The following is a 10353-nucleotide window of genomic DNA, read 5'->3' on the forward strand; positions in this document are numbered from 1 at the left end:
CGTCACCTACCGCTGGATGGCCCCTGATGCTCGACCTCCTCGACCACGCCCTGCGCACCTCACCGGAGAAGCCCGCCGTGCTCGGCGCCACCCGCACCGGGCGTCCCCGGGTGCGTGCCACCCGCGGCGAACTCGCGGGCCTGGCCGACGCGTACGCCTCGTCGCTGTACGCGCGAGGGCTGCGCCCGGGCGACACCGTCGGTGTCGCGGTACGGCCCGGCCCCCGTGCGCTCGCCGTCCTGCTCGCCCTGTGGCGGCTCGGGCTGCGGGGCGCGGTGCTCGACCCGGGCGCGGGTCCCGATGTGCTGCGCGCCCGTCTCGCGTCCGCCCGGCCCTCGCTCGTGCTGGCCGACGCCGCGGCGCAGGCGGTCGCCGGATGGGCCGGGCCCCTGGCGGCGCGGGCACGGCTCGCCCTGCCCCCTCTCGAGGAGTTCGGCCCGGTGGCGACGGTCGGCCGCAGGCTCCCCGGCTGTGCGCCGGCGCTCGGCGGCGCCGATGTCCGTGTCCCCGTACGGGACCACGGCGACGGTGACGCCGTCATCGTCTTCACCTCCGGGACGACCTCCCGGCCGAGGGCCGTCGTGCACACCCGCTCCGGCCTCGCGGCGGGGATGGAGACGGTCTCCACGCTGATCGGTGCCCGGCAGGGCGAACCGGTCGTCGGGGGAACCTTCTTCGTCCTCGTGCCCTCGCTCGCCCAGGGGGCACCGGTGGCGCTTCCCGCGCGCTCGCCCAAGGTCCTGGCGCGCCAGCTGCGGCGGCTGCGCCCCCGGGACACCTACCTGACACCGCCACAGCTGCGGGACGCCCTCGGCGCGGGCGCGCGCTTCACGGGCAGGGTGTGGACGGGCTCCGCTCCGGCGAGTGCCGAACTGCTGGGCCGGGTACGGGACGCGGGCGCGGCGGAGGCCTGGGGGGTGTACGCGCTCACCGAACTGTTCCCCGCCGCGGCCGTCGAGTCGCGCGACAAGGCGGCCTACGAGGGGGCGGGCGATCTCGTCGGGCCGGCGCTGCCGGGCGTCGAGGTGCGGACGGAGGCCGGCGAGCTGCTCCTGAGCGGTCCGGCGGCCAGGCACCGCTACCTCGGCGAGGCTCCCGACCCCTGGGCGCGCACCGGCGACCGGGCGCACCTGGACACCACGGGCCGGATCGTGCTGGAGGGCCGCTGCAAGGACATGGTGCTGCGGCGCGCCGAGAACATCTACCCGGGGCTGTACGAGCCCGCCCTCCAGGTGCCGGGTGTCGAGCTCGCGGTACTCGTCGGCGTCCCGGCGGCCGACGGCGACGAGCGGCTGGTCGCCGTCGTCCAGCCCCGGTCCGGCCACGGGGAGGCACAACTGCGTTCCGCTCTCGCCGGACCGCTGCGCAGGATGGGTTCCGCCCGCCCGGACGCGCTGGTGTTCGCGGACGTCCCGCTGTCCGGCCGTTCCCGCAAGCCGGACCGGGCGGCGACGGCGCGGCTCGCGGCGGAACGTCTCGCGGCGAAGGCGGCCACCCGATGACCGCTCCGCTCCGCGCGGCCCCGGGACCGGCGCGGGCGAGGCGCCGCGACCGCCGGGTCTATCTGCGCTCGCACCCGCTCCTCTTCGCGCTGCTCGCCGCCACCCGCGGCCGTGCCGTCCGCAGGATCGGCCGCACGGTGCTGGTCCACGAGGCGGACGCCTACCGCCGGGTGCTGACCGGCCTGCCCCTCGACCGCACCGCCGCCGGGACGACGGGAGGCGCCGCGCGGGCGGCGCTGAACGCGGCCGGCCACCACGACGCCGGAGTGCTGTTCGACCAGGAGGGCGACGGGCACCGGGCGGGGCGACGGGGACTGGCACAAGGGCTCGGCGCGGCCGGTGTCGAGGATTTGCGCGCGGTGTGGCGGCCGTTGCTCGCCGGTCGGCTCGAACCGCTGGCCAAGGGCGGCGAGGTGGACCTCGTCGCACTCGCCCGCGAACTGTCGGGCACGGTCGTCTGCGCGCTGCTCGGGTCCGGGGCCTCCCCCGCCGCGGTGGCCGCCGCCGCCTCGGAGCTGGCCGCCGCCTCCGTCCGCGGTGAGCTGCCGGGCCCTCGCCGGCCCGGAGCACACGCCGCCTCGGCCCGTGCGACCCGGCGACTGCGGCAACTGCTCGGCGAGGGCGACGACGCACTGTCCGCGATGGTGGCGGTCGCCGCCGTCAACACCACTGTCGCGGCGCTGCCGCGGGCGGTGGCCTGGTGTGCGGACGCCGGCCTGTGGGACCAGGCGGCGGACGAGCGACTGCTTCTTCCCCTGGTGGACGAGCTGCTGAGGGTCACGGCCCCGTCACCGCTGTTGCCGCGGGTCGCCGCGGCGGACGGGGTGGTGGCCGGCTGCCCGGTGCGCTCGGGCGACCGTGTGGTGCTGGTCGCCCGTCATGCGGTGGACGCCCACACCAAGGATCCCGACGCCCGGCGGCCCGCCGCCCCTGACGTCGCCCGTCTCGTCTTCGGCGCCGGCCCGCACACCTGCCCGGGGGCCAGGCTCGCCCGTCTTCAACTGGCCGACGTGCTGTCGGCGTTGTCGGTGCACCGCCCCGTCGTCACCAGGGCCGTCGTGGACCGCGGGGCCGCCCTGCCCAGCTGGCGGAAGCTCGTCGTCCGCTCCTCGGAGGTGGTTCGATGACACGCCGCCCCCGCATCGCGGTGACCGGCGCCTCGGGCTTCTGCGGCGGCCACGTCGCACGGGCCGCGGAGGCTCAGGGCGCCGACGTGGTGTGCCTCGGCCGCCGCCCGGGACCGGTGGGCGAATTCCGGTTCTGGGACGCCGCATCGGGCCCGCCCGACCTGTCCGGTGTCGACCGGGTCGTGCACTGCGCGGCCGCGGTGGGCGACCCGGCGCCCGGTTCGGGCGCGGAGGCGCGGATGCGCGCGGTCAACGTGGACGGCACGGCCCGGCTGCTGGCGGCGGCCGGGGACCGTCCCGTGGTGTGGGTCAGCAGCGCCAGCGTCTACGACCCGCGCCCCGACCGCGGCCTGGTCCGCGAGGACCATCCACGGGCCGGGCACCTCAACGCGTACGGGCGCACCAAGGCCGCCGGGGAGGAACTCGCCCTGCGGGCCGGTGCCGTGGTGCTGCGCCCTCGCGCCGTGTACGGCCCGGGCGACACCCAGCTCCTGCCGCGTCTGCTGTCCCGGGTCAGGGCGGGGACGCTGTTCCTCCCGGGCCCGGACGTAACGCTGAGCCTCACGGCGGTCGAGAACCTGGCCGACGCGTGTCTCGCCGCGTCCGGCTGGCCTCCCGGCCCGTACAACATCGCCGATCCCCTGCCGTACGCCAGGGACGCCGCGCTGCGCGAGGTCCTGCGCGCCCATGGGGTGTCGGCCCGTCTCCGGCATCTGCCTCCCGGTCTCGCCGGGGTGGCGGCCCGTACGGCGGAGGCCGTCGCACGCCGCACGGGCACCGAGCCGGTGCTCAGCCGCTACGCGGTGGACCAGCTCGCCCACACGGTCGTCCTCGACGTGTCCCGCGCCATGGCCCAGGGCTGGACCCCCCGCCGCTCCCTGCGCGACTACCTGGCGACCAGCACCGGCTGACCGGGGCCCGGGCCGATCGGTCCGTGACGGGGCACAGACGGACGGCTGACGGGCTGTTGGTAAGATACGTACATGCATGTATGTGAGGACGAACCAAGCCCATCAGGTGGAGGGGGCTCCCCGAGCCCACGTCGTTCCACTCAGGCCGAGCGCCGGGCACGCACACGCAACGCGCTCCTGGAGTCGGCCGCACGGGGGCTGTCCCGCTACGGATACAGCAACCTCGTGCTCGAGCAGGTCGCCAGAGAGGCCGGGTACACGCGCGGCGCGCTCTACCACCAGTTCAAGGACAAGCAGGAGCTGGCGCTGGCCGCACTCCAGTGGGTTCTGGACACCTGGGAGCAGGAGGTCGGCCGCCAGGTGGAGCAGGAGTCGGATCCGGTCGCGGCGCTGCTCACCCTCGCGCGCGCCCACACCGTCTTCTGCCGTCGCGACATCGCCCGCGTCGCGATGGCATTGCGCCTGGAGTTCTCCGGGCAGGACCATCCGATCGCGCACGAGGTGGAGAAGGGCTACCAGGCGCTCACCGACACCTGCGCCGGCTTTGTCGAGGCCGGACGCGAGGCGGGGTCGATTCCCGACGGACCGGCCGCCAGGGACGTGGCACTCGCCTACGTCGGCGCCGTCGAAGGCACGTCCATCGCATTGGCCGGCCACGTCGCGCAGGACGCCGCACTCGTGGCCGCTGCCGCTGCCGGCGCCCTCGGGCTCGATCCCTGTGTCACGCACCCCTCGCACGCCGCCGCACCGAAGGAGACACACTCGTGAAGCTCCCCGACACCTCGCACACCTCCCGCCCCTGGCGGATACACGAGATCGCGCACGACTTCCGCCTCTACGACGTCTGGGCGCTGCCGACGCCCGGGGGCCCCGACGACTTTCCGCGACTGGTGCGGAACATGTCCGTGGGAGACACATCGGACAATCCCTCGCGGGTCGCCCGCGCACTCTTCGCGATCCGCTGGAAGCTGGGGAAACTGCTCGGCTGGGACAATCCGAGGTCGGGGGTCGGCTCACGGGTTCCGACCTTGCGCGACCGGCTGCCACAAGATCTGCGCGACGGCCCGGCCGGGCCGGACTTCGACCTCCTGCCCTTCACCTCGGTCTACATGACGGAGCACGAGTGGGCGGCGGAAATGGCCAACAGGACCATGCACGGGGTGATGCACCTGAGCTGGGTCCCGGACGGGTCCGGTGGCTACCGCGGCCAGATGGCCGTGCTGGTGAAGCCCAATGGATTGTTCGGCAAGGCGTACATGGCGGCGATCGCACCCTTCCGGCATCTGCTCGTCTACCCGCCGCTGATGCGCGGTATCGGGCGCGAGTGGCGCGAGTCGGCGTCGCAGCCGTAACGCCGCGTCATGCCGCGGCAGCGACGGACGTCCCCTTGTCGAGCAACCACGAGGAGACCGGCCCACCACCCGCCGCCGGGCAGGGGGCGGAAGCCGACGGGCTGACCGGGCACGGGCGCCCGGTCAGCCCGTCGGCTTCTTCGCGCGGCTCGGCTGGACCCGCTTGGGCTCCCCCGGCATCTTCGGGTAGTCCGGCGGGTACGGCAGGTCGCTCAGGCCGTGGTCGCGCTCGTCCTTGCGCGACAGCTCCAGCAGGCTCTCCAGCGAGAACGCGTGGTCGTCCATGTCGGCGTGCACGTCGCCCAGTTCGGCGAACCGTCCCGGCATCGTGGCCAGGTCGAAGTCCGAGGGGGACACGTGCTCGAGTTCGTCCCAGCGCAGCGGCGCGGACACCAGCGCGCGCGGATTCGGGCGTACGGAGTACGCGGAGGCGATCGTGCGGTCGCGGGCGGTCTGGTTGTAGTCGACGAAGATCCGCTCGCCGCGCTCCTCCTTCCACCAGGCCGTGGTCACCCGCCCCGGCATCCGCCGCTCGAGCTCCCTGGCCACGGCGATGGCGGCGCGGCGCACGCCGGTGAACTCCCAGCGGGGTTCGATCGGCACGAAGACATGGACGCCGCGGCCCCCGGAGGTCTTGGGCCAGCCCCGCAGGCCGTGCTCCTCCAGCAGGGGGCGCAGTTCGAGGGCGGCCTTGACGGCGTCCTTGAAGTCGGTGCCCGGCTGCGGGTCGAGGTCGATGCGCAGCTCGTCGGGGTGGTCGACGGCCTCCCTGCGCACGGGCCAGGGGTGGAAGGGCAGCGTGCCGAGGTTGGCGGCCCAGATCACGGCGGCGACCTCGGTGGGGCAGATCTCGTCCGCGGTGCGTCCGCTCGGGAAGGAGATGTGGGCGGTCGGGATCCAGTCGGGGAGGTACTTGGGTGCCCGCTTCTGGAAGAAGGACTCACCCTCCACCCCCTCCGGGTAGCGCTCGAGGGTGGTGGGCCGGTCGCGCAGCGCGCGCAGGATGCCGGGCCCGACGGACAGGTAGTACTGAGCCACGTCCAGCTTGGTGAACCCCCGCGCGGGGAAGTAGATCTTGTCCGGATTGGACAGCCGTACGGCCCGCCCGCCTGCTTCCAGTTCCACCGCTGCACCCATGTGGGCCACGGTAGGCCGAGCCCGGTTACGCCGCATATCGGGCAGAATCGACCCATGGATCTGCCCGTGATGCCGCCCGTGAAGCCGATGCTCGCCAAGGCCGTGAAGAAGATTCCGCCGGGAATGCACTACGAGGCAAAATGGGACGGCTTCCGCGCGATCGTGCACCGCGACGGCGATGAGCTGGTCATCGGGTCCCGCACCGGCAAGCCCCTCACCAGGTACTTTCCCGAGCTGGTGACCTCCCTGTCGGAGAACCTGCCGGCCCGTTGCGTCATCGACGGGGAGATCGTCATCGCGCACGAGGGACGGCTGGACTTCGACCGGCTCACCGAGCGCATCCACCCCGCGGACTCCAGGGTGCGGATGCTCGCCGAGCGGACACCCGCCAGTTTCGTCGCGTTCGACGTGCTCGCGCTCGGCGACGAGTCGCTGATGGACGCCCCGCTCGGCGCCCGGCGGGAACGGCTCGAGGAGGCCCTCGCCGACGCCCGGCCGCCGGTGCACCTCACGCCGACGACCACCGACGTCGAGGTCGCGCAGCGGTGGTTCGAGCAGTACGAGGGGGCCGGGCTCGACGGTGTCGTCGCCAAGCCGCTGGATCTGCCGTACCGGCCGGACGTCCGGCTGATGTACAAGGTCAAGCACGAGCGCACCGCCGACGTCGTCGTCGCCGGTTACCGCTTCCACAAGAGCGGGCCGGTCGTCGGTTCGCTGCTGCTCGGGCTGTTCGACGACTCCGGGGCGCTCCAGCACGTCGGAGTCTGCGCCGCTTTCTCGATGAAGCGGCGGGAGGAGCTGGTGGCGGAGCTGGAGCCGCTGCGCATGGACCCGGTCGAGGGTCATCCCTGGGCCGCCTGGGCGGAGGAGAGCGCCCATGCGGGCGCCAGGCTCCCCGGCGCGCCGAGCCGCTGGTCGGGCAAGAAGGACCTGTCCTGGGTGGCGTTGCGGCCCGAGCGGGTCGTGGAGGTGGCCTACGACCACATGGAGGGCGACCGTTTCCGGCACACCGCGCAGTTCCGGCGGTGGCGTCCGGACCGGGACCCCTCCAGCTGCACGTACGCGCAGCTGGAGGAGCCGGTGAGCTACGACCTGGCCCAGGTGCTGCCCCCGTCAGGCGGGTGAGCACGGGTCGTCGCCGGGAGCCGGTCCGTCGCTCGGACCGGGCGGAGCGGGTGACTCGCCGGGCGGCTCGGACGGCGAAGGGGACGGCGTGGGGCAGTCCGGCTCGGAGGGACCGGGATCGGGTGACGGATCGGGGGACGGGTCGGGCGAGGGGTCGGGGCTCGGGTCCGGCGAGGGATCGGGGGACGGATCGGGCGAGGGGTCCGGGGACGGATCGGGTGACGGCCCCGTACCGGGCACGCTCGGCCGCGGCCGGGGAGCGGGATCGCGGGTCGGCGAGGGGCCCGGCGACGGTGTGCCCCCCGGCGGCCCGATGATGATCTCGCCGCCGCCTCCTCCCCCGCCCTGCCCGCCGTCGCCGACCGGCCGCTCGGCCGGTGTGTCACCGCCGGCGCCCGGGCTGGCGGGGATCACGCCCCGGCCGTCGGCCACCGGGTGGACGCCCTTGCGGTAGAAGTCGAGCCAGGCGAGCACCGTGCGCAGGTATTCCTGCGAGTGGTTGTAGCTGAGGATCGCCCGGTCCAGGTGGGCCTTGACCGCGAGGCTGCGCCCGCCCGCGCAGAGGTAGCGGCCCGCGGCGAGCGCGGCGTCGTGGATGTTGTTGGGGTCCCGGCGGCCGTCTCCGTTCGCGTCCTGCCCCCAGTTCGCCCACGTGGACGGTATGAACTGCATCGGCCCCACCGCACGGTCGTACCGGATGTCGCCGTCCCAGGCGCCGTTGTCGGTGTCGGCGATGTGCGCGAAGCCGTTGCCGTCGAGGACCGGGCCGAGAATCGGCGTGAGCGTGGTGCCGGCGGCGTCGACACGGCCGCCGGAGGCCTGCCCGGACTCCACTTTGCCGATGGCGGCGAGCAGTTGCCACGGCAGTCGGCAGCCGGGGTCGCTGCGTCCGATCCGTGCCTCGGCGCCGCGGTAGGCGGCCAGGACGGTGGCCGGGATGCCCGACTCGGCGCGGACCGCGTCCACCGGCACGGCCGGGCCGGAGCCGGGTTCGCGCGCGGGCGGCACCGCCACGGGCAGTGGCGGCAGCTCGACGTGGTACGAGTCGTCGTTGGGCGTGACCGGCCATGTTCCGGTGTCCGCAGCGCTGTTGCCGTCGGCGACGGGAAGGGACGGTACGAGTCCGGGTGCCTGCGAGGCGGTGAGCGCCGTCATGGCGGCGACGGCGGCCGCGGTCCCGGCCAGCCCCCGGCGCAACCGGGTCCTGCCCGGCCTCATGAGCCGGATCCGAAGGTGTCGATGCCGGCGATGCGCCAGGTGCCGTCCTTGTGGACGGCGTCCACGGCGAGCATGGCGGCGGCGTACGTCGTCTCCTCCTTTGTCGCGGTGCGGGTGTTGCTCTGGTCGGCGTAGACGAGGACGCGGGCCCGGTCCTCGTCGATCTGTTCCACGCCGCTCCCGGTGACGGTGGTGGTCAGCACGAGCTTCTGCTTCGGGCCCTCCCTGACGACGGCCGCGAGCATCTCGCCGTGCTGCTGGACCGCCCGGCCGGTCAGGTGCCTCTTCGTGGCCTGGTCGAGGGCGGCCGCGTCGGCGAAGTTGTAGGAGAAGACGGCTTCGACGGCCGTGGTGACCTGTCCCTTGACCTCGCTGGTGCGGGCGATGTCGGTGAGGGCCGTGTTGCGCGCGGCGGGCCGGTCACGCAGGTCGGCGGCGCGGTCTGCGGCGAAGGCGGCGAAGCCGCCGAGGAGGACGGTCAGCACGGCCAGGACGGCCAGCGGCCCCGTGCGGCGGGCCCGCGCCCCGCGCGAGGGTGCTTCGCCCTCCGGTTCCGCGCTGCCCGTCGTCCCCCTGACGGCGGCGGCCGGCCGGCCGGCGGAGCGGGCGGGGGACCGCTCCCGGTCCTGGTCCTGATCGGTCGGCGTCGCACCGCCGGACGGCGGCGCGGCCGTGGGGGCCGCTGCGCGGGAGGCGGCGCCGGCCAGCCGGCGTTGCCTGTTGATGAGGTGCCGGGTCGTCGACATGTGGGGAGTCCTCTCGGTGGTTACTCGGCCGCGGTGTTGCCGACGGGTGCCTGGCCGAGGGCGCTGAGCTTCCATCCCTGCGGTGTGCGGGTCAGTTCGCCGAGCATCCGGCTCTCCTTGCGGGCCGGTTCGCCCTTGGGGGCGGTCACCGTGATCCGCAGGGCGACCATCACGCTCGCCCGGCCGGCCCTGTCGTCGAGCTCCGTCAACGCCGCCGAGAGCACCTTGGCGCTGGTGACCGTCCTCGCCTCCTGGATCTGCCGCTCGAACTCGCGGCGGCCGTCCACGAGTTGCCGGTGCAGGTCGCCGGTGGCTGAGTCCTCCCAGGTGTCGAGTCCGCCCTTGAGGTCCCGGTGGTCGAGGGTGTTCATGTTCTGTACGGCCTGCCGGCCGGCGGCCAGGGCGTCGTCGCGTTTCTGCGCGAAGGCCAGGGAGTCGTCGTGCGCGGCCCCGTACCAGGACCAGCCTCCCCAGCCGGCGAACGCGGCCGCCACGACGGTCAGCGCGAGAGCCGCAGCGACCACCGGGTTTCTCGTCGTCCGTGCCATGTGCCCCTCTTCCTTGTCTCTCGGTCCCCCGATGCCGGGTCCGGCACGGGCGAGCCGGCCCCCTGCTGTCACCGGGACGTGATGTCGACGATCCGCCAGCGCCCGTCGTCGAGTTCGGCCGTGACGGACAACTGGGCGGGGGCGGTCGCGGGCGCTCCGCCCTCCCGCCGGGAGACCTGGTCGAGAAAGACCAGGAGCTGTGCGCTGCTGCCGTCGAGCCGGGTCACCCCGGCGCGTACGACATGGGTGGTGAGCGTCAGTTTCTGTTCGGCGGCGCGCTTCTCGACCTGGCCGAACAGCTCCGCGTACTGGCGGGCCGCCTTGCCGGCGAGCAGTTCACCCGCCGCCTCTCGGGTGGCCGCGGTGTCACCGGGGGTGTAGGAGAAGACCGACGTCAGCGCGTTGCTGACGTCCCCGGTGACGCGCGCGGTGGCTTCGGTGTCGGTGAGCGCGCGGTTGTCCGCCGAAGGGGCTCCGGTCAGCTGGCCCGCCCTCAGGAGGAAGAGGCATCCGCCGATCAGCAGCGCGAGCGCCAGGGCGGCGACCGCCGGTGTGCGCCATCGTCGGTGTCCGGCGGGGCGGGCGCCTGCGGACGGACCGGCCGGGGGTTCGCTCTGCCCCACCGGCAGGTGGCTCGGTCCTGGGACCGCTGTGACGACGTCCTCGCCGGTGCTCATGACCGCTCCC

General features: G+C 74.2%; 11 protein-coding genes. 6 read left to right on the plus strand and 5 right to left on the minus strand.

Translation table 11 applies throughout. From position 1 onward, the window contains the following. The first annotated feature begins 26 nt into the window (after window positions 1-26). From SPRI_RS05160 to SPRI_RS05180, 5 genes are all read left to right on the plus strand, one after another. Window positions 27-1502, plus strand: coding sequence for a class I adenylate-forming enzyme family protein (locus tag SPRI_RS05160; protein WP_053556719.1), 1476 nt, complete (start codon window positions 27-29; stop codon window positions 1500-1502). Continuing rightward, on the plus strand, window positions 1499-2629 hold the full coding sequence (locus tag SPRI_RS05165; RefSeq protein ID WP_053556720.1) for a cytochrome P450: 1131 nt from the start codon (window positions 1499-1501) through the stop codon (window positions 2627-2629). Before SPRI_RS05160 ends, SPRI_RS05165 begins: the two co-directional genes overlap by 4 nt. Next, entirely contained in the window at window positions 2626-3540 is a 915-nt protein-coding gene (locus SPRI_RS05170) for an NAD-dependent epimerase/dehydratase family protein (RefSeq protein ID WP_005309100.1), read from the plus strand. The genes SPRI_RS05165 and SPRI_RS05170 overlap by 4 nt, the downstream gene beginning before the upstream one ends. 225 nt (window positions 3541-3765) lie before the next feature. Further along, on the plus strand, window positions 3766-4308 hold the full coding sequence (locus tag SPRI_RS05175) for a TetR/AcrR family transcriptional regulator (RefSeq protein ID WP_234020321.1): 543 nt from the start codon (window positions 3766-3768) through the stop codon (window positions 4306-4308). Next, window positions 4305-4892: a DUF2867 domain-containing protein gene (locus SPRI_RS05180; RefSeq protein ID WP_053556722.1), complete on the plus strand. Its 588-nt coding sequence runs from the start codon at window positions 4305-4307 to the stop codon at window positions 4890-4892. The genes SPRI_RS05175 and SPRI_RS05180 overlap by 4 nt, the downstream gene beginning before the upstream one ends. 123 nt (window positions 4893-5015) lie before the next feature. On the opposite strand, the gene ligD is transcribed toward SPRI_RS05180, so the two are convergent. Beyond that, window positions 5016-6029 (minus strand): non-homologous end-joining DNA ligase, encoded by a 1014-nt coding sequence (gene ligD / locus SPRI_RS05185; RefSeq protein ID WP_053556723.1) that lies wholly within the window; start codon window positions 6027-6029, stop codon window positions 5016-5018. A 54-nt stretch (window positions 6030-6083) separates the two neighbouring features. Between ligD and SPRI_RS05190 the strand changes: the two genes are divergently transcribed. Continuing rightward, window positions 6084-7154: an ATP-dependent DNA ligase gene (locus tag SPRI_RS05190; RefSeq protein WP_005309108.1), complete on the plus strand. Its 1071-nt coding sequence runs from the start codon at window positions 6084-6086 to the stop codon at window positions 7152-7154. Here SPRI_RS05190 and SPRI_RS05195 read toward each other — a convergent pair. The 4 genes from SPRI_RS05195 to SPRI_RS05210 form a co-directional block, all read right to left on the minus strand. Next, window positions 7143-8372 (minus strand): lytic transglycosylase domain-containing protein, encoded by a 1230-nt coding sequence (locus tag SPRI_RS05195; RefSeq protein ID WP_053556724.1) that lies wholly within the window; start codon window positions 8370-8372, stop codon window positions 7143-7145. The genes SPRI_RS05190 and SPRI_RS05195 overlap by 12 nt on opposite strands. Then, window positions 8369-9118, minus strand: a complete 750-nt coding sequence (locus SPRI_RS05200; RefSeq protein ID WP_053556725.1) for a hypothetical protein — start codon at window positions 9116-9118, stop codon at window positions 8369-8371. The genes SPRI_RS05195 and SPRI_RS05200 overlap by 4 nt, the downstream gene beginning before the upstream one ends. 20 nt (window positions 9119-9138) lie before the next feature. Beyond that, entirely contained in the window at window positions 9139-9666 is a 528-nt protein-coding gene (locus tag SPRI_RS05205; protein WP_037773198.1) for a hypothetical protein, read from the minus strand. Window positions 9667-9734: 68 nt separating this feature from the next. After that, the gene (locus SPRI_RS05210; protein ID WP_106428515.1) at window positions 9735-10343 is read right to left on the minus strand and encodes a hypothetical protein; all 609 of its coding nucleotides are present in this window, start codon (window positions 10341-10343) and stop codon (window positions 9735-9737) included. Window positions 10344-10353: the final 10 nt, after the last annotated feature.

Source organism: Streptomyces pristinaespiralis, from assembly GCF_001278075.1.
Taxonomy (GTDB): Bacteria; Actinomycetota; Actinomycetes; order Streptomycetales; family Streptomycetaceae; genus Streptomyces; species Streptomyces pristinaespiralis.